At 65.5% G+C, this 20,140-nt stretch carries 15 protein-coding genes; 6 read left to right on the top strand and 9 right to left on the bottom strand.

Translation table 11 applies throughout. The features are described from left to right. Positions 1-184: 184 nt before the first annotated feature. Positions 185-2,023, top strand: coding sequence for a phosphogluconate dehydratase (gene edd / locus KHO18_RS01740; protein ID WP_144201036.1), 1,839 nt, complete (start codon positions 185-187; stop codon positions 2,021-2,023). On the opposite strand, the gene KHO18_RS01735 is transcribed toward edd, so the two are convergent. The 4 genes from KHO18_RS01735 to KHO18_RS01720 form a co-directional block, all read right to left on the bottom strand. Continuing rightward, a complete protein-coding gene (locus tag KHO18_RS01735; protein ID WP_211942687.1) occupies positions 2,020-2,952 on the bottom strand; it encodes a mechanosensitive ion channel family protein in 933 nt (310 codons plus the stop codon). The two genes, edd and KHO18_RS01735, sit on opposite strands and share 4 nt — an antisense overlap. A gap of 303 nt (positions 2,953-3,255) precedes the next feature. Beyond that, positions 3,256-4,524, bottom strand: coding sequence for an MFS transporter (locus KHO18_RS01730; protein WP_144201040.1), 1,269 nt, complete (start codon positions 4,522-4,524; stop codon positions 3,256-3,258). An 81-nt stretch (positions 4,525-4,605) separates the two neighbouring features. Then, entirely contained in the window at positions 4,606-6,198 is a 1,593-nt protein-coding gene (locus KHO18_RS01725; RefSeq protein WP_144201042.1) for a peptide chain release factor 3, read from the bottom strand. A 76-nt stretch (positions 6,199-6,274) separates the two neighbouring features. Beyond that, positions 6,275-7,282 (bottom strand): YihY/virulence factor BrkB family protein, encoded by a 1,008-nt coding sequence (locus KHO18_RS01720; protein ID WP_211942686.1) that lies wholly within the window; start codon positions 7,280-7,282, stop codon positions 6,275-6,277. Between the two features lie 1,276 nt (positions 7,283-8,558). Between KHO18_RS01720 and KHO18_RS01715 the strand changes: the two genes are divergently transcribed. Continuing rightward, the gene (locus KHO18_RS01715; protein ID WP_144201048.1) at positions 8,559-8,879 is read left to right on the top strand and encodes a hypothetical protein; all 321 of its coding nucleotides are present in this window, start codon (positions 8,559-8,561) and stop codon (positions 8,877-8,879) included. 186 nt (positions 8,880-9,065) lie between these two features. Here KHO18_RS01715 and KHO18_RS01710 read toward each other — a convergent pair whose 3' ends face one another. The 3 genes from KHO18_RS01710 to KHO18_RS01700 all read right to left on the bottom strand — a co-directional run bounded on the left by KHO18_RS01710 (position 9,066) and on the right by KHO18_RS01700 (position 12,826). Next, the gene (locus tag KHO18_RS01710) at positions 9,066-10,439 is read right to left on the bottom strand and encodes a sigma-54-dependent transcriptional regulator (protein ID WP_144201198.1); all 1,374 of its coding nucleotides are present in this window, start codon (positions 10,437-10,439) and stop codon (positions 9,066-9,068) included. 122 nt (positions 10,440-10,561) lie between these two features. After that, positions 10,562-11,017, bottom strand: a complete 456-nt coding sequence (locus KHO18_RS01705) for a hypothetical protein (protein WP_144201050.1) — start codon at positions 11,015-11,017, stop codon at positions 10,562-10,564. Positions 11,018-11,452: 435 nt separating this feature from the next. Continuing rightward, the gene (locus tag KHO18_RS01700; RefSeq protein ID WP_144201052.1) at positions 11,453-12,826 is read right to left on the bottom strand and encodes an NCS2 family permease; all 1,374 of its coding nucleotides are present in this window, start codon (positions 12,824-12,826) and stop codon (positions 11,453-11,455) included. Between the two features lie 331 nt (positions 12,827-13,157). On the opposite strand from KHO18_RS01700, the gene KHO18_RS01695 reads away from it, so the two are divergent. Further along, positions 13,158-13,361 (top strand): cold-shock protein, encoded by a 204-nt coding sequence (locus KHO18_RS01695; RefSeq protein ID WP_008646365.1) that lies wholly within the window; start codon positions 13,158-13,160, stop codon positions 13,359-13,361. Positions 13,362-14,853: 1,492 nt separating this feature from the next. Next, complete coding sequence (locus KHO18_RS01690; protein ID WP_144201054.1) at positions 14,854-15,948, top strand: replication protein RepA; 1,095 nt, start codon at positions 14,854-14,856, stop codon at positions 15,946-15,948. Positions 15,949-16,052: 104 nt separating this feature from the next. Here KHO18_RS01690 and KHO18_RS01685 read toward each other — a convergent pair whose 3' ends face one another. Further along, the gene (locus tag KHO18_RS01685; protein WP_006159056.1) at positions 16,053-16,256 is read right to left on the bottom strand and encodes a cold-shock protein; all 204 of its coding nucleotides are present in this window, start codon (positions 16,254-16,256) and stop codon (positions 16,053-16,055) included. 391 nt (positions 16,257-16,647) lie between these two features. Between KHO18_RS01685 and KHO18_RS01680 the strand changes: the two genes are divergently transcribed. Together KHO18_RS01680 and KHO18_RS01675 are read left to right on the top strand one after the other, a co-directional pair. Then, entirely contained in the window at positions 16,648-17,304 is a 657-nt protein-coding gene (locus KHO18_RS01680; protein ID WP_144201200.1) for an AAA family ATPase, read from the top strand. Between the two features lie 5 nt (positions 17,305-17,309). Then, a complete protein-coding gene (locus tag KHO18_RS01675) occupies positions 17,310-18,338 on the top strand; it encodes a ParB/RepB/Spo0J family partition protein (RefSeq protein ID WP_211942685.1) in 1,029 nt (342 codons plus the stop codon). 72 nt (positions 18,339-18,410) lie between these two features. Here the strand turns inward: KHO18_RS01675 and KHO18_RS01670 are convergent, their stop codons facing one another. After that, entirely contained in the window at positions 18,411-20,006 is a 1,596-nt protein-coding gene (locus KHO18_RS01670) for a phage integrase family protein (RefSeq protein WP_144201059.1), read from the bottom strand. Positions 20,007-20,140 lie beyond the last annotated feature (134 nt).

Raw genomic sequence — 20,140 nt, 5'->3', positions numbered from 1 at the left:
AGGCGGACCCCGAGCGTACCCATTTCTGCGTAGCGTCGCGGACTGCACACCGGGGGTACACGCCGTTGTCACAGGCCAGCGCGGAACATCCGGGCGTGTGAGCGATCCGACCTGTATCCGCCGATTTGGACTACGCTGATGGAGCGCCGCACGAAGCGCCCCACGCCTCACAGGAGAAGACTCCATGCCACGCCACCCTGTCCTGGAGCGGGTTACGGCCCGCATCGTGACCCGCAGCCGCGCCACGCGCCAGGCTTATCTCGACCGCACCCGCGCCATGGCCGGGCAGAAGGTCGAGCGCGCCAACCTGTCCTGCACCAACCTCGCCCACGGCGTGGCCGCCATGCCGGATGACGCCAAGATCCGCCTCAAGGCGCAGGAGCGCCCCAACCTGGCCATCGTCTCGGCCTACAACGACATGCTGTCCGCCCACCAGCCGCTGGAAGCCTTCCCGCGCTGGATCAAGGAGGCCGCGCTGGCGGCCGGCGGCACGGCGCAGTTCGCCGGCGGCACCCCGGCCATGTGCGATGGCGTGACGCAGGGCCAGGATGGGATGGACCTGTCGCTGTTCTCGCGCGACGTGATCGCCATGGCCACCGCCGTGGCGCTGTCCCACCAGATGTTCGACGGCGTGCTGTACCTGGGCGTGTGCGACAAGATCGTGCCTGGCCTGGTGATGGGTGCGCTGTCCTTCGGCCACCTGCCGGCCGTGTTCGTGCCGGGCGGGCCGATGACCACCGGCATCGGCAACGAGGAGAAGGCCCACATCCGCCAGCTTTATGCCGAAGGCAAGATCGGCCGCGCGGAGCTGCTGGAAGCCGAGACCCGGTCCTACCACGGCCCCGGCACCTGCACCTTCTACGGCACCGCCAACTCGAACCAGATGCTGATGGAGATCATGGGCCTGCACCTGCCCGGTACCGCCTTCATCAACCCCGGCACGCCGCTGCGCGAGGCGCTGACGCGCCATTCCGCCACCCACGCGCTGACGCTGGTGCACGGCGGCGAGCGCTACACCCCGGTGGCCGATGTGCTCGACGAACGCGCGTTCGTCAACGGCATCGTCGGGCTGGTGGCCACGGGGGGGTCCACCAACCACACGCTGCATCTGATCGCCATGGCGCGCGTGGCCGGCATCCAGCTGACCTGGGACGACTTCGATGAACTCTCCGCCGTGGTGCCGCTGCTGGCGCGCGTCTACCCGAACGGCAAGGCCGATGTGAACCAGTTCCAGGCGGCCGGCGGGCTGGCAGTGGTGATTCGCGGCCTGCTGGCGCTGGGGCTGCTGCACGACGACGTGACCACCATCGCCGGCAAGGGGCTGGCCGACTACACGCGCGAGCCGGTGCTGCGCGACGGCAAGCTGACCTGGATCGACGGTCCCACGGCCTCGCTGGACGACACCATCGTGCGCCTGCCCGAGCAGCCGTTCGCGGCCGATGGCGGGATCAAGCTGCTCGACGGCAACCTGGGGCGATGTGTTATCAAGACATCGGCTGTGAAACCGGAACATCAGGTGGTGGAGGCGCCCGCCATCGTCTTCGAGCGGCAGGATGATCTGCTGGACGCCTTCAAGCGTGGCGAACTCGAGCGCGATTTCGTGGCGGTGCTGCCGTGGCAGGGGCCGGCGTCGTGCGGCATGCCCGAGCTGCACAAGCTCACGCCCACGCTGACGCTGCTGCAGGACCGTGGCTTCCACGTGGCGCTGGTCACGGACGGGCGGATGTCGGGGGCCTCGGGCAAGGTCCCGGCGGCCATCCACGTCTGCCCCGAGGCGCTGCTGGGCGGCGCCATCGGCAAGGTGCGCACCGGCGACATCGTGCGCGTGGACGCGCCAGCCGGCGTGCTGACCGTGAAGCTGGCCGATGCCGACCTGGCCGCGCGCGAAGCTGATCGGCCCGATCTCTCGCGCAACCGGCACGGCGTGGGCCGCGACCTGTTCGGCGGCTTCCGCGCCCATGTGAGCACGGCCGAGACCGGCGCGTGCTCCTTGTTCGCGGAGGAAGAGGCCGAGCGGGGCTAGTTCGGCCGGCGCGGCGGGGTGCGGCGGGCGTCGTAGCGCTCCGCCTTGCCGTCGCCGTCGGCCCCATCGGCCCCTTCGGCCAGCGCCGCCTCATCCATCTCCGGTACGAGGACTTCCTGCACCGGCACGGCAATCCGGCAGCCGGCCGCCTCGAGCGTCGGCTTCAGCTTGCCAAAGAAGCCGAACTGCACGTTCCAGAAATCGTCATTCGAGGTCCAGTAGCGCGCGTTCAGCGCGATGCCCCGGTCGGTGTACTTCGTCACCATGACCTCGGGCCTGGGCTCGGCCAGCAGCCGCGGCTCCTTGGCCAGCATGGCCTTGAGCGCATCCAGCCCGGCCTGCACGGGGCTGTCGAAGGTCACGGCGATCTCGATATCCATGCGCCGCGTGACGTTCTCGCTGTAGTTCATGATCGAACTGCCCCAGAGCTTGCCGTTGGGCACGCGCAGGCAGACCCCGTCGAAGGTCGTCAGCTCGGTCATGAACAGCCCGGTCTCGCGCACGGTGCCGGCCACGCCCTGGGCGTCGATGTACTGGCCCACGCGGAACGGGCGCAGCAGCACCAGCATGATCCCGGCGGCGATATTCTGGAGCGTGCCCTGCAGCGCCAGGCCGATGGCCAGGCCGGCGGCGCCGAGCATGGCGATGATGCTCGCGGTCTGCACGCCGAACTGCGACAGCACGAGCACCACGGTCAGCACGCGCACCACCCACTGGGCCACGCTGGCCAGCATGGGCCGCAGCGTGTCGTCCACGTGGGTGCGATGGAGGCCCTGCCTCACGGCCCGCGCGGCGCGGCCGGAAAGCCACCAGCCGGCAATCAGGATGGCCAGCGCGGCAAGGCAGTTCAGCCCCTGGCTGACCGCAAACTGGGTGAGATAGGCCCAGGTGGCCTGGACTTTATCGGCGTCGATATACGGCAGCTCCATGCGTTCGCTCCTCAGTGCAACCTCCGTGCAACCCGGGCCGACTTGCGAAGGACGTGCCAGCCAACCCGGCGAACAATCCCAAAGCGTACCCGTTTCTGCGTGAGCCGTTGCCACGCAATGGCTCACGGCGGCCCGTGCGGCGCGCCGTTTACATCACAGTCGAGGGAGAAAAGGCAGGGGGAGTGCAGTGATTACAACTTTCGGCCGTGAGCCGTTGTAATCCCTGCATGGCGCGCGCGGGCAGCAGGGTCCGGCGGGAAGGTGTGCGCAGAAACGGGTACGCTTTGCCCGGATCGGGAGCGATCAGCGCGCCGGGGCCGGGCGGTCGTGGGGATGATCGTGCAGGCGGTCACGGTCGGCCAGCGCCGGGAACAGCCGCATCCATGCGAACACCACCAGCACCGTGCCGGCGCCGCCGAGCAGCACCGCGCCCACCGGCCCGAGCAGCGCCGCCGTGACGCCCGATTCGAACTCGCCAAGCTGGTTGGAGGCGCCGATGAACACCGAGTTGACCGCCCCCACGCGGCCCCGCATGTCGTCGGGGGTATCGAGCTGCACCAGCGTCTGGCGCACCACCACGCTGATCATGTCCGATGCGCCCAGCACCACCAGCGCCCCCATCGAGAGCGGCAGCCAGTTGGAAATGCCGAAGATCATCGTCGCCACGCCGAACAGCGCCACCGCGCCGAACATCACGCGGCCCACGCGCCGGTTCAGCGGGTTGCGCGCCAGCCAGAGCGCCGTGACCAGCGCGCCGATGGCCGGCGACGAGCGCAGCAGCCCCAGCCCCCAGGGGCCGGTGTGGAGGATGTCCCGCGCATAGATCGGCAGCAGCGCGGTGGCGCCGCCGAGCAGCACCGCGAACAGGTCCAGCGACACCGCGCCCAGCAGCACCTGATGGCTGCGGATATAGGCAAACCCGGCGAACAGCGTCTTGATGCTGACCGGCGTGGTCAGCCGCTGCGCGGCCTGGCGCAGCTTGAGCGTGGCCACCAGCACGGCGGCGATGGCAAACAGCACGGCGCTGATCGAATAGACCACGCCCGGCCCCGCCACGTAGGCGAAGCCGCCCAGCGCCGGGCCGATGATGATGGCGGTCTGGCCGGCGGAACTGGCCAGCGCCACCGCGCGCGGCAGCTGGCGTGGCGTGACCACGCTGGGCAGCAGCGCCTGGAGCGTGGGCGTCTCGAAGGCGCGGCAGGCGCCGATGGCCGCCACGAACAGGAAGATGTGCTCGCGCGTGATCCAGCCCGAGAAGCTCGCCACGGCCATCGACACGGCAATCACCGCTTCCAGCGCCTGGCAGGTGCGTACGATCAGCCGGCGGTCGAAACGGTCCGCCACGTGCCCGGACATCAGCAGCAGCACGATCGACGGCAGGAACTGCACCAGCCCGACCATGCCGAGCATGAAGGGATCGCGCGTGAGGTCGTACATCTGCCAGCCCACCGCCACCGTGAAGATCTGGTAGCCGATGGTGGTGCAAAGCCTGGCGAACCAGAAATGCCGGAAAGCGGGGTCGCGGAATACGGTGTCCGGCTCGGCGGCCGGCACGGGTGTGGCGGTGGACATGGGGGGCGGCAGGAAGGGAGCGATGTGCGGCGTGCAAGGCACGCCGGTCATCGTACAAGCTCAGGATTCTAGCAGGAGATGTCAGACAATCTCGCGCGTTTCCAGGAACTGGAGGTTCGGGAAGCGCTCCTGCGTCAGGCGCAGGTTGACCATGCTGGGCGCCAGGTAGACGTGGTCACCGGCGCCGTCCAGCGCCACGTTGTGGCCGGCCTTCTCGATCAGTTTCTCGATCTCGGCGGCATCGCCACGCAGCCAGCGCGCCGTGGCGCATTCATGGGATTCGAAGATCGCATCCACGCCGTACTCGTGCTCCAGCCGGTGCGCCACCACGTCGAACTGCAGGATACCGACCGCGCCGAGCACCAGATCGTTCGACGCCAGCGGGCGGAACATCTGCGTCGCGCCCTCTTCGGCCAGCTGCTGCAAACCCTTCTGCAACTGCTTGACCTTGAGCGGGTTGTTCAAGCGCGCGCGGCGGAAGAACTCGGGCGCGAACGACGGAATCCCGGTGAACTTGAGCGACTCGCCCTCGGTGAACACATCGCCGAGGCGGATCGTGCCGTGGTTGGGCACGCCGATGATGTCGCCCGCGTAGGCTTCCTCGGTGGTGTTGCGGTCCTGCGCCATGAAGGTGATGGCGTTGTTGATGGCCACGGTCTTGCCGGCCGAGACGTGCAGCAGCTTCATGCCCCGGTCGAACTTGCCCGAGCACACGCGCACAAAGGCGATGCGGTCGCGGTGGCGCGGGTCCATGTTCGCCTGGATCTTGAACACGAAGCCGGTGAACTTGGCTTCCTCCGGCACCACCACGCGGCTCTCGGTCTGGCGCGCCAGCGGCGGGGGCGACAGCTCGCACAGCGCGTCCAGCATCGACTGCACGCCGAAGTTGTTGATCGCCGAGCCGAAGTAGACCGGGGTCTGCTTGCCGGAGAGGAAGGCTTCCTTGTCGAAGGTGTGCGAAGCACCGCGTACCAGTTCGATTTCCACGCGCAACTCGTCGGCCTGGCTGCCCAGGATGCGGTCGAGTTCGGGGTTGTCCAGCCCGTCCAGGATCGCGGCGGTGCCCTTTTCGCCCTTGGGGTCGAACAGCTGCACCTTGTCGTCGATCATGTGGTACACGCCGCGGAACGCCTTGCCCATGCCGATCGGCCAGGTCATCGGCGCGCACTGGATCTTGAGCACGTCCTCGATTTCATCGAGCAGTTCGATCGGCGAACGGCCTTCGCGGTCGAGCTTGTTGATGAAGGTCAGGATGGGCGTGTCACGCAGGCGGCAGACGTTGAGCAGCTTGATGGTCTGCGCTTCCACGCCGTTCACCGAGTCGATCACCATCACCGCCGAGTCGACGGCGGTCAGCGTACGGTAGGTGTCTTCGGAGAAGTCCTCGTGGCCCGGGGTGTCCAGCAGGTTGACGATGTTCTCGGGCACGTCCGGCCGGCGGCGGTACGGGAACTGCATGACCGACGAGGTCACCGAGATGCCGCGCTGCTTTTCCAGCTCCATCCAGTCGGACGTGGCATGGCGGTCGGCCTTGCGGGCGCGCACTTCGCCGGCCACCTGGATGGCGCCGCCGAACCACAGCAGTTTTTCGGTCAGCGTGGTCTTGCCCGCGTCGGGGTGAGAGATGATGGCAAAGGTGCGACGACGCGCAATTTCGGAAACGAGCGAGCTCACGGCAACGGAATCTGGTGACTGACAGGCAGGATCGGGTGGAGGGCCCCGGGCGGGGCACAGGGAATGGGGCGGTATTTTACCGGTTCGCGGCCCCCGGCGGGGTGGCACCGCGCGTGGTACCCGGCTCCGCGCGGTTTTCCTTGGCCGGATCGTGCCCGCGCAGGCTGCCGAACTGCAACGCGTACTGGCGCGTCAGCTCGGCCCCGAAGAAGAATATTTGTGCCGAATAGTACACCCACAACATCAGCGCCACGACCGAGCCGGCCGCGCCATAGGACGACGCCACCGCGCTGTTCCCCAGGTAGAGCCCGATCAGCCGCTTGCCCACGGCGAACAGCAGCGCGGTGATGATCGCCCCCATCGTCACATCCCGCCAGGCGATGCGGGCGTTGGGCAGCATCTTGAAGATCACCGCGAACAGGGCCGTGACCACGGCGAACGAGAACGCCGTAGAGATGGCGTCCGCCACCGGGGCGAACCAGGAGGCGGTCCAGAGCGCACCCCAGAAGCGGTCCACCACGGCCAGCGCGGCGTTGACGACCAGCGAGACCAGCAGCATGAAGGCGAGCGCCAGCACGATGCTGAACGACAGCACCCGCGCGCGCAGCAGCGTCTTCCAGCCGGCGCCGGCCGGGGGCGGGGCGTGCCAGATGTCGTCCAGGCTGCTCTTGAGTTCGGCGAAGGCACTCGTCGCACCCACGATCAGGATGCCGAACGCGATGGCCGCCGCCACGCCACCGCCGCCAGCGCGGTGCGTGGCGGCCAGGATCTCCTGGATGGCGGCGGCGCCCTGCTCCCCCACCAGGCCGTTGAGCTGGGAGAAGATCTCGCCGCGCGCGGCTTCGGCGCCGAAGAACAGGCCGGCGATCGAAATCACCAGCACCAGGATCGGCGCAAGCGAGAACAACATATAGAAGGAGAGTGCCGCGCCCTTGCTGGCCGCGCGGTGCTCGAACCAGGCCTGGATGGCGGCGGTGACCACGCGGAAGGTGCGCGCGGCCGTATGGCGGTCGGGCAGGATCCGTCCACGCTGAGGCCGGGGCGGTGCGCCCTCGGGCGGCCGGGAAGCTTGTTCAGGAGGCATGCCGGATCTCGGATGGTGAAGGGTGATGACCTCGTCACGTTCAGAGCATGGACGACGCGGCCGGGGCTGTCTGTCCGCGCGCGTCCGACCTGCGTTCATGATAATGCGCATCCGGAGCGGCGCCGGTGCAACCTGCTACAGTAGGTTCAGGCACACCCGCCGGCGCGCGGACCCGCCGCGCCCGGCCAGGAACAGGAGACTTCCGTGATCCGCACCTCGATCAGGCGCCCCGTTGCCGCGCTCTGCCTTGGCCTGCTGGCGCTGGCTGGCTGCGAACAACAGCGTGGACAGCCGGGCCCGAAGCCCATTTCCGGCGCCACCTCGAACGCCACCCCCGGCGACCGACCGGCACCGATGGCACCGGGAGCATCGGTGCCGTCGGGCACCCCGCGCTAGCCACCGGCACCACACTCCCCGCCTCCCCTGCCCGGCCCCGCCGACCTGCGGGCCGGCGAGCGTACCCGTTTCTGCGTCGATCCTCCCCGCCAGACCCATGTTTCAGCCCTGCAACCGGGTGCACCCTCGTGCCGCGCCCCGGCGCCAGGGCGCCCGGGTCGCGCATCAGGACGCGCCATCGGCCCTGCCGCCCCACCGGCACGCGCAACGGCGTGGCGCCGGGGGGTCATTCAGGGGCGACATCTGCCACCGCCTCCCACCTTGGCAGCGTGGCCGGGAGCATGGGCGCCGCATGATGACGCACCGCCCGCCCTAACCGCCCTGCCACATGTCACACGGCCACGCGCGCCTCCGTCCGCTTGCGTTACAGCGGCGAAACCGATCGACGCCGCCTGACGGCCCGCTCCGGGGCCGGCGCATGTGCCAAAGTCGCGCAACCCCTATAAAACAAGCGTTTCGCGTGCATTGGCACACTTGTCGCTCTGTACCGGGCAGGGAGAAGCACGCGCCTTTGACAACTATTCGACAGACCACGCAGGAGGACCCCCCGCCATGCGTCATCCGCCCGCACGAATGACGGCACGCAGGCGCGCCCATCGATTGGCGGGCCCCGCACCGTCCGTGATTGACCTGCTGTCGCCGCCCCTGCTTCCGTCGCCCCGCCAGCCACTGCGCCCGGTTGCCTCGTATTGCGCGGCGGCCAGCCGAACGCTCGCGGTGTCCGCCAGCCGGCGCCGCAACGGGTTGCCGGCATGCTGAGGCCACGTCGCAAGGACAACAGTGGATGACAACCGACAACGGCATTGCTTGCAGTATTTGAAAGCTTTACGTGCTCCGTCCCCCGGCGGGCACCTTTTTCCAGCAAGGGAGTGAGCCACCCATGAACGCCAGAGTCCCCGCCATCATCGCGCTGGCGCTGCTCTCGACCGCGACGACTGCCGCGTTCGCCGGCAACTACGCGTACTTCGACCGGCCCGACTGCGCCAACCTCAACAGTCACGCCGCCCTCAGCAACGACAGCTATGTGCGCAGCTTCGCCTGGGCCTGGGGCGACCTGACCTTCGCGCCCGACCAGAGCGCGCCCCACCCCGACGCGCGCCAGGCGCGCGAGAGCGCCGAGCCGCGCGACCCGCTGCCCACGCGCGGGCCGACCGACGCCACGCCGCCACGGCACCGGCGCGACAAGATCAGCATGACTTGAATGACTAGGGAGGCGCCAGGAACGATTCTTGAGAGGGAAAGAGAAAGGGAGGGATTAAGGACGATCTCCGCGCGGGCCAGGCCGCGCTAGCCTGCCGCTGCTGTCCGGGCGGTGGGACGAAGGGGGTCCGGCGAGCGGACGTCGCCGGGCCCCCCCTGGCACTTCGGTAACTTACTCCGCGGCAACCTACTCCGCCACGGCGCCCGGTTGCGAATCGACGCGGATGTTGTGCTTGTGCATGAGCCGGTACAGCGTCACGCGCGAGACATTGAGCTCCCGCGCCGCCGGCACCACGTGGAAACCGTGGCTGGCCATCACCGTGCGGATCGCCTCGCGCTCCGCCTCCTCGCGGATGGCATCGAGCGTCTTGCGCGGCACCTCCACACCCCCGTGCAGTTGCAGGTCTTCCGCGGTGATCTTGCGGTTGTCCGTCATGACGATGGCGCGCCGCACGCGGTTGATCAGTTCCCGCACATTCCCGGGCCACGCGTACTGCATCATCGCCTGCGTGGCGCACGCCGAGAAGCCGCGAATGCGCCGGTGGGCCTCGTGCCCGTGCTCGGTCAGCACCGCGTTGGCCAGCAGCAGGATATCCTCGCCACGGTCGCGCAGCGGCGGAATCGTCAGCGTCAGCACGCAGAGCCGGTGGAACAGGTCGGAACGGAAGCGGCCGTCGGTCTGCGCCAGCACCAGGTCCACGTGCGTGGCCGAGATGATGCGCAGGTCGAGCGGAATCGACTGATGGCCGCCCAACCGCGTGATGCAGCCCTGCTGCAGGAAGCGCAGCAGCGCCACCTGGCTCTCGAGCGGCAGGTCGCCGATTTCATCGAGGAACAGCGTGCCGCCCTGCGCCTGCTCGATCCAGCCGATCTTGCGCGCGTTGGCGCCGGTAAACGCGCCTTTCTCGTAGCCGAACAGTTCGGACTGCACCAGGTGCGAGGGGATGGCGCCGCAGTTGATCGCCACGAACGGGCCCTTGCGGCGGCTCGACGCCTCGTGGATCGCCTGCGCGGCCAGCTCCTTGCCGGTGCCGGACTCGCCCGAGATAAAGACCGGCGCGTCGTTGTGGGCCACCTTGGCCAGCGAGCGGAACATCACGCGCATGACGTTGCAGTCGCCGATCATCGGGCCGTGCGGCACATGCTCCGGCGCGCGCACGCCATGCAGGCTGGCCATGCCGTGGGCGTGCTTGAGCGTGTACGCCAGTTCGTCGAACGAGAACGGCGTGCGCACGTAATCCACGCAATAGTCGCGGATCATGCGGCGGATGCGCTCGTCCTCGATCATCTCGTTGGAGGTGATGGCCACCCAGGTCACGTGCAGATGCTGGAGGCCCTGCTCCAGTTGGGTCAGCTCCGCATCGGAATAGCTCGATTGCAGGTCGAGGATGCCCGCCATGGGCGCACTGCCGCGCACGACGCGCTCCAGGTCGCGCACCTGCTGCACGCGCCGGATCTCCCACCCCTGGCCGAATTGCTCGGCACTGAATCCAAAATCTTCGTAACGCGACACCAGCACGATCTGTGCGGAGCGTGTCGACGCTTTGCACAGTCGGTCCATGCCGTTCTCCCTGACGTTTGTCTTCTTGTTCGCGGCGGTGCCGGCAATCGGGCCGGAAGCGGGCCACATGGCCCGGCTGGGTTCCGCCGGCAGGGGGAGTTCCCCCGCACTCAACGTCGGTATCACGGTCTGGACAGACTGCGAGACTGTTCTTCGAGCACGCTGTCGTAATCACGGCCGGCGTGCAGTTGGTCGCGGATACGGCGGCGCACCATGTCCTTCTCGCGCATCAGGTCCACGCTGGGCGCTTCGGGCGACTGGCCGGAGTACTGGAAGTAAAGCGCCTTGTAGGTGAGCTGGCTCAGGATCCATTCCTGGAGCAAGGTGCGCTGGCGCGCGAGTTCCTCGGCCAGCATGCGATGGCGTTGCATCAGGGCCTCGACGGCCTGGCGCGTGCGTGGCGAAATCTCCGTGTCCTCGGCGAGCAGCACGGCGACTTCGGTGTCCGGGCCGCCTAGGTCGGCATCCCGTAGTGAAATGGCGGACGCGTCACTGGCCAATGGCGCGCGGTGAATCGATCGACTGGCGGATGCACTGATGGGCCCGAATTCGGGACGCCGGATCTCTCCTGCGGTCATGATTTGTTCCCCGTTGAACAACACCCCCGGCACTGCGTACGATTACCACTGTCTACGTTTGGTTTTGAGCTGTCTGTTGTCTGCCACACGTGTCGGCCGTGTGGTCTGTTTATGACTTCTGTGATCTCGTGGTGGCCCCGCCGTCGCTGCAAGACGGTCTCGTTGGATGCCCTCGGCCGATGGCGGCCGCCGCGCGCGGGGCGCGGCCTCGACATAGGCCGGAGTCAAGAAAGGGCGCTCTCACGCGCCCTTCGTCTACTTCGCCTCTAGTTCAGTGCATTTGAGACGGTTTGTCCAGCCCGAAGTGATCGTTTTCATTCATGTCTCATACTTTAGTGTGAGATCAGAATCGCACGCCGCAGGCGACCCATCAGGTTAATGAGCGCTCACATTTGACGCAGAATCGGGTACGCCATCGGGCGGATGCGGGCGGATTCAATGCCCCGGCAGGTAATAGAACTTGAACAGAAACACGGCGGCGATGATCCACGCCATGACCGGCACCTCGCGCGCGCGGCCGGTCAGCAGCTTCAGCACCGCGTAGGCAATAAAGCCGAACGCGACGCCATTGGCCACCGAGTACGTGAACGGCATGCCGAGGACGGTGAGCACGGCGGGCACGACTTCGGTGACATCGGTCCAGTCGATATCGACCAGCTCGCGCAGCATCAGGCAGGAGACGTAGAGCAGCGCCGGCGCGGTGGCATAGGCCGGCACCGTGCCGGCCAGCGGTGCGATGAACAGGCAGGCCAGGAACAGCACGGCCACGGTCACGGCGGTCAGGCCGGTACGGCCGCCGGCCTGCACGCCGGACGCGCTCTCGATATAGGCCGTGGTCGACGACGTGCCGAGCAGCGAGCCGGCCATGATCGCCGTGCTGTCGGCCATCAGCGCCCGATTGAGCCGGTTCATCTTGCCGGCCTTGAGCAGCCCGGCGCGGTTGGCCACGCCCATCAGCGTGCCGGTGGCATCGAACAGTTCGACCAGGAAGAACACCAGCACCACGTTGATGATGCCGATGGACAGCGCGCCGGCAATATCGAGCTTGAACAGCGTGGGCGCGATCGACGGCGGCGCCGAGAACACGCCGTGGAAGGTGTTGCCGCCGAACAGGAAACTCAGCACCGTGGTGAGCAGGATGCCGATCAGGATCGCGCCCTTCACCTTCAGGCGGTCCAGCGCAACGATCACGAAGAAGCCGATGATGGCCATGATCGCAGGCGGCTGGTGCAGATCGCCGATGGTGACCAGGGTGGCCGGGCTGGCCGCGATGATGCCGGCGTTCTTCAGCGCGATGATCGCCAGGAACAGTCCGATGCCCGCCGTGATCGCGCCCCGGATCGCATGCGGAATGCCCTTGACGATCATCTCCCGGATGCGGAACAGCGTGACCAGCAGGAACAGGCAGCCGGAGATGAACACCGCACCGAGCGCCGCTTCCCACGGCAGACCCATGCCCTTGACCACCGTATAGGCGAAGTAGGCGTTGAGGCCCATGCCCGGCGCCATTGCGATCGGATAATTCGCAAAGAGCCCCATGATCAGCGTGCCGATGGCTGCGGCCACGCAGGTGGCGACGAACACCGCGTCCTTCGGCACGCCGGCATCGCCAAGAATGCTCGGATTGACGAAGATGATGTACGCCATGGTCAGGAACGTGGTCACGCCGGCCAGCACTTCGGTGCGCACATTGGTGTTGTGCTCGGCCAGGCGGAACAGGCGCTCGGCGAGGCTGGCGGGGGCCGGGCTGGACTGAAAGGCGGGCGCGGCATCGCTGCCCGGCCGCTCGGCGGGGTCCGGTAGGGACATGTGGGGGTCTCCTGGATCTGTTGCGCGTCTGCTGCGGCTCGGCTCGCCCGGCCCGGGGCGGCGTCAAGGGCTGCATGACAGACAATAGGCAAAAGGCAGGATGATCCCATAGGCCCACGTGACGCTGCCAGCCCCTGCCGGGGAATCCCCACCTTGACGAGGCGGCGAATCCCCCGTATAAACCTCAGCTAGATTCAAGCGACGAGGCAACAGTTCATTCGTTAGCCACCGTTGGTACTTCGGTTGTCCATGGTGTCCTTTCCTTGAGTTGGCAGTGCGATGGTGTGTGCACCATCGGTTTCTTTTTTATCTTTTTTTGGAAAGCAATACCATGCAAACCGGTATCGTCAAGTGGTTCAATGACGCCAAGGGCTTCGGCTTTATCAAGCCGGACGCAGGCGGTGATGACCTGTTCGCCCACTTCTCCGAAGTGCGCGCCGACGGCTTCAAGTCGCTGCAGGAAAACCAACGCGTGTCGTTCGAAGTCAAGAACGGCCCGAAGGGTCTGCAAGCTGCGAACATCACGCCGCTGTAAGCCAAGGTAGCTCCGGCACGCCGCAAGGTGTGCCAGCACCGAAAAGAGCCCCGCCATCACTGGCGGGGTTTTTTTTCGCCTGTTTTTCGTCGGATCAGGCTTCCTGGTCGTCCGGCTTCGCTTTGATGTGGTTCTTCCTTCGTACCCTGCGCAGTCGCGCCGCAGAAACGGGTACGCCTTCCTGACTGATCTCCGCAGAAATGGGTACGGTCGGCGGCGGATTGCCGCCCTGGCCTCCCGCATTCGCACGCAGAAACGGGTACGCAGTTCGTCCGCTCCCTCCCTTCGCTTAAGGCACCACCCCACTGTCATAGGCCGACCGAGGCCGGATTTCGCGTCGAGTTGTCCCCGCAGAATCTGGTACGCGGCAATTTCTCGACGTATGCGGCCCATCCCAGCGATTGGGACGCAGAAATGGGTACGCTCTTCGATGGCACCCGGGACGGACAGCATCAATGTGCTCGCAGAAACGGGTACGGGCGCCCACGATACCGGTGATGTATACGTGTCCGGCCGCAATGCGGAAGAGCGACATGGCGCAGAAACGGGTACGGCATGGATATCTCGTCGCAGCCACGTATACGTTGAGAGTGAGCACTGGCTTTTACTGGAAGGCAGTGGTATAGTTGTGCTGCTTCTGCAGGCTGACGCATTGCGCCTCCGGTCCACGCAGATTTGGGTACGCTCCCGGAGATTGTGACGAGCAGAACCAGCGCAGAAATGGGTACGTTTGCCGGCGGCGCAGCAAAGTGATGTCATTCCGCAGAATTGGGTACGCCGCAGAAACGGGTACGCACAGGATGTGGTCGGCCCCGAACCTGCCCAGCGCAGAAACAGGTACGTTCTAGGGCGTCGAGTCCGCAGAATCGGGTACGCTTGAGCCATCACGCAGCCCGCCCGCGCACCCATTTCTGCGGGGATAACACGGTTGTTCACAGGGCTTCCGAGCAGGGAAGCGGTCGCCGAGCACAGGTCACGCAGAATCAGGTACGCTTTGGGCGCGTCCCACTGTGGAAAAGCCTGTGGGATCAGTGAGTTATCCCCGCAGAATCCGGTTCGCGCTTTCCGCTGAAACGGGTTCGCCCAGTCGCAGATTCGGGTTCGGGGCTTCGCAGAATCGAGTACGGTTCCACGCAGAATCGGGTTCGCTGGGCGTTCATTTTCCTTTTGAAATCAAGCCCGTTTTCCCTCCGTATACGGTTTACAAGTAGTTAACCCGTATCGGTATCGTTTACTTGTAGCTGATGTGCCGCCAACCGTGGACAACCCTGTCGGGTTGCCCACCGCATGCCGGACATCCTGCCAATCTTGAGAAACCCGAAACCTCAAACAGATCGCCTGCAAACAAGCTGGCGGTGTGGCACCGCAACCGCAGGCAAGACGTCAACAGCGCTCGGCACCGGAAAAACACAAAGAACGTATACGTACCTGTTTCTGCGTGACAACGTTTACGGGTTCGCGTAAAAAGGCGGGTAATCCGAAGCCCGTCAATATGCCCATCAAACGCTCCCTGGCCACCGAGGGGGATCGCTCCGTCCTGCAAGGGGATCACGAGCCTTCCCGCATCATCGTTCCCGGAAACGAGAACGTCCTGGTTCCGTCCGAGAAATTCCAGCGCCTCTTCGACGAGGCTCAGGCGATGGAGCGCGAGGACGCCTGGCAAAGCGGCGAGGTGGGCTTCCTGAGCCGCGCCAGCGTGCAGGTGACGTTGCCGTATCGTGCTCCCAAAGGCGCGCCGCCCGTGTGGACGCGCACCAGTGGCAACATCTCGCTGATGATCCAGCCGGGCTACTTCACGCAGCAACGCTCCGAGCGGGCGGCCAATGGTCGTCAGAAGCTCGTTTCCGAAACTGTTTCGCTAGGGTATCCGTACGGCTCCTATCCACGCCTGATGCTTGCCTGGATTGGCAAGGAGATCATGGCGAAGAAGAAGCGCGGCGAGTTTACGGGCACGGTCGAGGACCGCCGTATCTCACTGGGTAACTCGCTGTCCGAGTTCATGTACAACCTCGGCATTCCGATGGCGACTGGGGGCAAGCGCGGCACGATGACGCTGGTGCGCCAGCAGATGATCCGCCTTTTCTCGGCAACGATTGCGATCGTGCAGAACAAGTCGACGCCGACGCCCAATCAAACGCCGAATCACGAACCCTTGTCGATCGATCGCGTGGGCTACCTGCTGGCCGACCAGCTGTCGACGTGGTGGGATCCGATGCAACCCGGCCAGGGCTCGATGTTCGAGAGCTTTGTGGTGCTGTCGGAGCCATTCTTCAACGAGCTGGTAAACCGCCCGGTGCCTGTGGATATGCGTGCGCTCAAGGCGCTCAAGCAGTCGCCGTTCGCGCTCGATGTCTATTCATGGCTGACATACCGGTTCTTCACGATCCAGCGCCGCACCGAAATCCCGTGGGAAGCGCTGCAGATGCAGTTCGGCACGGAGACCGAGAGCGAGCGCAAGTTCCGCGCACTGTTCCGCAAGGCGCTCAAGGATGTGCTGGTGGTCTATCCGGGCGCAAAGGTGGATGCTGATTCGTCGAAGGCCCTGATCCTGCAGCCGTCACGCACTAGCGTTCGCAAGCTGGCCTGAAGGCGATCTGACCGCCGGAACGAAAAAGGCAAGCGACGAGCGCTTGCCTTTTTCTTTACCGTTCACGCGCTTGCGCACGTGGCGGGGCGTTCAGTGAACCAGGGTCAGGCGGGCTTGATCGCCGATGCCTGCAGACCCTTGGGGCCCTGCTTCACTTCAAACGTCACACGCTGACCATCCTTCAGGGTCTTGAAACCCGAGCCCTGGATTTCCGAGAAGTGCGCGAACAGATCTGCACCACCGTCGTCCGGGGTAATGAAGCCGAAGCCCTTGGTCTCGTTAAACCACTTGACCGTACCGGTTGCCATAGGAATTTCCTTTCGAAGCAAGTTCTTGTACACAACGCAAACAACCGTTCAAGCACGTTGAGGTCTCGTAGATACCGAACGGAAGCCAACGAGGTTGACACGACTTGACTCGACTGTAGCGCGCATCATAACCAGTTTGTTCTGCTGTGTCATGTGCGGGGTAATGCGCACTATCTTTACTTTAGGCGGATTCTCTGCCTCATTTCAAGAGGAAATATCCCCGAATTTAAGGTAAGCCGTGTTTACCCTTCACCGTGACGGGCTGGTGCGACGTTACGACACATAAAATTTGAATAATGAAAAATGGGTTGTAGCGCACTGCCGATTTGGCTACAGTTCCGCCTGTAGAGAACTCGTCATGTGCGCTTTCAGCGCTGAAAGTGAGGCCAGTGTGGCAGCAAAAATCATTACCGTGTTCAACCAGAAAGGCGGCTGTGGCAAGACCACGGTGAGCATGCACCTGGCTGGCACGCTGGGCCTGCGCGGCGCCCGTTCCATGCTTGTCGATATGGACGAACAGGGCACCGCCACCCGTTGGGCCGCACAGGCGAGCGATGAGCGCCCGTTTCCCGCTTCCGTGATCGGCCTGGCGCCGTCCGGTGGCGCGATGCACCGCGAAGTCCGCAAATTCATCCACGACTACGACTACATCCTTGTCGACTGCCCGCCCGCCGTGCATTCGGCCGCGCCGTCGAGCGCGCTCCTGATTTCCGACCTCGCGATTATCCCGGTCGTCCCGTCCCCGCCCGATCTGTGGGCGGCCGTGGCGGCGAAGACGCTCGCGCAGCATGCCCAGGTCCAGAATGAGACCCTGCAGATCCGCGTCATGGCCAATATGGTCCAGCGACGCGTCTCGATCGCCCGTCAGGCCATCGAGATCCTGGGCGATGACGGCGATGTGCCGCTGCTGAATGCCATGATTGGCTCGCGCTCGGCGTTCCGGGAATGCCAGGCCATTGGCTGCACCGTGCACGGTGTGCCGGGTGCCCGCGAGGCCATACAGGAGGTTGACATGATGGTCGACGAAGTCCTGTCCCTGATCGAGTAATTCCCATGGCAACAAAATTGAAGAGCCTCAAGGCTGGCATGCTGGCCGGCATGGCGGCGGAGAAGACCCGCAACGACACGATGGATCGCTTCGCGAGGGCGGAGGCAGCCATCTCCCAGCATCCGAACGGGTTGCTCCAGACCCAACGCGCCGAGCGTCTGCCGGTTGCCGAAATCCAAACTTTCAGCGCTGAAAGTGTGGAACCGTCGGAAACGGGCCGCACGCTGATCAAGATCCCCATCGCGCAACTGCACGACAATCCTTTCAATGCGCGTCGAATTTATGATCCCGCAGTGGTCCAGGAACGTGCTGCGTCGATCGCCACGCATGGGCAGAAAACACCTGGTCTGGCGGCGCCAGACCCCGTGCGTCCCGGGCACTACATCCTCATCGACGGTCACTATCGCAAGCGTGCCCTGGCCTCCGCCGGCAAGCTCGAGATGGAATGCTTCATCGAGAGCGACCTCAGCGATCTCGATTTCTACCGGCTGTCGTTCCTGCTCAACGAGCAGCGCTCGGACCAGTCCGCGCTCGACAATGCCATCGCCTGGCGTCAGTTGCTGGACGAAGGCAAGGTTCAGAAGGAGGAGGAGATCTGCGAACTGACCGGTATGTCGGCGGGCACGGTCAACAAGACCCTGGCGCTGCTGAAGCTGCCGGATTCAGTGCTTGGCGTGATGCGCGAGCGACCGAGTGCCATCGGGATTGCCGCCGGCTACGAGCTGACGCTGTTCTGCAAGATCGCCGGCGAGGACCGCACGCGTGACCTGGCAACGCGCATCATGAACGACGGCCTGTCCAGCCGCGAGGTCGAGGCGATCCGTAAACAGGCGCAGGAAGGGAAGTCGCGCAAGGTCAAGGAGATCAGCCGGCAGTACAAGATTCGGACCGAATCGGGCCAGTTACTGGGCACGATCAAGGAGTGGGATTCGGGTCGGGTAATGCTCGATGTTCAGCTGTCCGACCGCAATGCCCGGGAGGACCTGCTCGAGGTACTTAAGGCACGCTTTGGACTGGATAAAACGCTACTCTGAGTTTTTTGCAGTCGCTTCGCTAACTCATTGTTTCATCGAAGATTTGGATCGCAGCAAAAGGTACGCTCGGGGTCATTTCGGGGCGTCCGGCAGCGGGCGCCCGGCGCGCGCCAGGAGGCGCGGCGTGAACCCGATTTCGGGCAGTTCGCGCCCCGCCGCGAAGCGCTTCCAGGTGCCCCGCAGCAACTGGTCCAGACCACTCGCGGCGTAGCCCGCACCGTCCTGCGCCTGCTTCGCGCGACCCCGCTTCGTGGCCGGAAATTCGCTCGGCGCGAGCAGGGCAGCATTGGCGTTCCAGCCGGCTTCCACCTGAATCCCCCGATCGGCCCAGTGCGCACGCAGCGCCATCCAGACATCTTCATCGAGCCGCAACCCTGAATCTTCGGATTCATTTTGTGCCCCGGACAGCAGCCGCGCGCTGCGCCCGGCCAGGCGGACATCCCCGAGCCGCATCGCCGGCAGCGCCGAGATCCGCACACCGTGCCGATGCAATAGCAGCGCCGTCGCTCGTGCCGCCCGCTGCCTAGGGGAGGGATCTGCCGTCCCAAGCCAATCCAGGAAATCCTCGACGACACCGGGCGGAAGCAAATTCGAGCGATTCGTTTCGATGGATTCCGACGCAGCAACGGGTACGCTACCGGCCAACACAGCCTGGCCACCTTGCCGCAGCCCCGACCGCGCCATGGCCCGGAGCAAGGCCCGAACCACGCGCATCGACGCCTCGATCGAACTTGCGCCAAGCGGCCCTTCGAATGGCCGCCAGAGCGCCCGGTCCCGGGCACCCGCCGGGCCGCACCAGAAGCTCGCCGGCTGCGGGTCGGCCAGGAAGCTGCGGTAGCGTGCCAGGTCGTCCGCCTCCAGCGCCTGGACCGACCCCCGCTGTTGGGCAACCCATAGCAGCAGCCGCTCGGCCTCCCGGCGGTAGCTCCCGGCCGTGTTCGGGGAGCCGCTGCGGCGAGCCACCCAGTCGCGAATAAACCGCAGGTCATCCCCTAACGAGATCGCACCGGGGTAGTCAGGCGCGGGCGTCAGCATGTGTTCGAGCGGGATAGGATCGCGCATCGCCGGCCCCAGCCGCGCAGGCACCAGCGCAGGCCGGTCACGATGTTGTGATGGTGGCATCACATATGGGCGAACTGCTGTGGCAATCTCCAACTGCTGCTGACGCAGCCAGCGTGTGATGATTTCGGCGGATTGCTGCCCGATGCGTGGCACGGCACGCCACCAGCTACTGCCGCGCTGGTTCGCCAGATCGGTCAGGTCGGCGATGGTGCGTACGCCCCCCGTGGCCAGCCGGCGGGCGAGGCTGGGGCGGAACCACAGCGACACCTGATGCCCGGGCAGCGGCCGGCCCTGGCCGAGCCGCTCGATGGACGACAGCGCGTCCACCCGGCGCGTCATCCCGGCGTCAGAGCGCCCGCGCAGTGCCTCGAACATGGCCGCGATATCGGGCCGGTCATGCTGGAGCGCGAACTGCACCAGCCTGTCGCGCAGCGTCAGGATGCGCTGCACCGCCTGATGCTCGGTCAGCACATCGTCATCGTCCGGATCGAGCAGGTAGCGATTGGCGATATCGACTGGCCGCATGCCCTGGGCATAGGCCCGAACCACGGCAAATTCGGTTCGGGTGAGCTTGGTGGCGGCCAGCGTGTCGGGATCCGTGCTCATGAAGAAGGGACGGTAAGTGCTTGAGTTATAACAGTTCTAGCGGAGTGCCAATCCGTACCAGGCACTTTTGAATATCAAAATGCAATGTAAATTATTTTCGATGGGAGGCCAAGCTGCCTCTATCGTCCTCGCCT

Source organism: Cupriavidus campinensis, from assembly GCF_905397395.1.
Taxonomy (GTDB): Bacteria; Pseudomonadota; Gammaproteobacteria; order Burkholderiales; family Burkholderiaceae; genus Cupriavidus; species Cupriavidus campinensis.
Note: the sequence above shows the minus strand (reverse complement) of the source record. Positions and strands in the feature narration are given on the sequence as shown.

Coding starts and splice junctions, on each gene's coding strand:
- edd (WP_144201036.1), top strand. CDS start 185: ATGCCACGCCACCCTGTCCTGGAGCGGGTTACGGCCCGCATCGTGACC.
- KHO18_RS01735 (WP_211942687.1), bottom strand. CDS start 2,952: ATGGAGCTGCCGTATATCGACGCCGATAAAGTCCAGGCCACCTGGGCC.
- KHO18_RS01730 (WP_144201040.1), bottom strand. CDS start 4,524: ATGTCCACCGCCACACCCGTGCCGGCCGCCGAGCCGGACACCGTATTC.
- KHO18_RS01720 (WP_211942686.1), bottom strand. CDS start 7,282: ATGCCTCCTGAACAAGCTTCCCGGCCGCCCGAGGGCGCACCGCCCCGG.
- KHO18_RS01715 (WP_144201048.1), top strand. CDS start 8,559: ATGAACGCCAGAGTCCCCGCCATCATCGCGCTGGCGCTGCTCTCGACC.
- KHO18_RS01710 (WP_144201198.1), bottom strand. CDS start 10,439: ATGGACCGACTGTGCAAAGCGTCGACACGCTCCGCACAGATCGTGCTG.
- KHO18_RS01705 (WP_144201050.1), bottom strand. CDS start 11,017: ATGACCGCAGGAGAGATCCGGCGTCCCGAATTCGGGCCCATCAGTGCA.
- KHO18_RS01700 (WP_144201052.1), bottom strand. CDS start 12,826: ATGTCCCTACCGGACCCCGCCGAGCGGCCGGGCAGCGATGCCGCGCCC.
- KHO18_RS01695 (WP_008646365.1), top strand. CDS start 13,158: ATGCAAACCGGTATCGTCAAGTGGTTCAATGACGCCAAGGGCTTCGGC.
- KHO18_RS01690 (WP_144201054.1), top strand. CDS start 14,854: ATGCCCATCAAACGCTCCCTGGCCACCGAGGGGGATCGCTCCGTCCTG.
- KHO18_RS01685 (WP_006159056.1), bottom strand. CDS start 16,256: ATGGCAACCGGTACGGTCAAGTGGTTTAACGAGACCAAGGGCTTCGGC.
- KHO18_RS01675 (WP_211942685.1), top strand. CDS start 17,310: ATGGCAACAAAATTGAAGAGCCTCAAGGCTGGCATGCTGGCCGGCATG.
- KHO18_RS01670 (WP_144201059.1), bottom strand. CDS start 20,006: ATGAGCACGGATCCCGACACGCTGGCCGCCACCAAGCTCACCCGAACC.